Source organism: Pseudomonas sp. rhizo25, from assembly GCF_031931935.1.
Taxonomy (GTDB): Bacteria; Pseudomonadota; Gammaproteobacteria; order Pseudomonadales; family Pseudomonadaceae; genus Aquipseudomonas; species Aquipseudomonas synxantha.
On the sequence record NZ_JAUJXA010000053.1, the window covers coordinates 1 to 517 of the forward strand.

The 517-nt window shown below is 60.2% G+C and carries 1 pseudogene; it reads right to left on the minus strand.

From position 1 onward, the window contains the following. Window positions 1-389: pseudogene (locus tag QZR30_RS27895) on the minus strand (magnesium transporter CorA); the annotation flags it as partial. Between the last annotated feature and the right edge of the window lie 128 nt (window positions 390-517).

The following is a 517-nucleotide window of genomic DNA, read 5'->3' on the forward strand; positions in this document are numbered from 1 at the left end:
GCACTGACCAGCAAGCGGCTGCGGGCACACACCCACAGCGTGGAAATATCCGACGAGACCATGCTGCTGAAGTTGAACACCACGTCGTTGACCACCGCCAGTAAGGCCGAATCCACATGTTCAATCCGTGTGGAGCGCGAGCCTTCATGCAGCGCTTCGAAAAACTCCTCCGGCAGCGACAGGTGCGCCTGCATCCAGCGCTCGCAGGCAGCGTGGGCCAGGTTCAGGTGCAGCCACAGGAACTCTTCCGGGTTTTGCGGCTGCTGCAAGGCAGCGAGGGCGGCGGCTGAGTCAATCTGCTGACCTTTTTCGCCAGGGCGAAAACGGAAACCGTAAAGCAGGCCAAACAGGTCGGGATCCTGATGGGCGTGGCCGATGCTGTGGTTCATGGCGGCTCGCAGAGAAAGGGCCTGTAGGACGTTTCACAGGCACCCAGGCGCGAATCATTGCAAGGTGGGATGACGGTTATGTGACGGTTTCGTACTGCGCAAAAAAAAGCGCCACCCGAAGGTGGCGC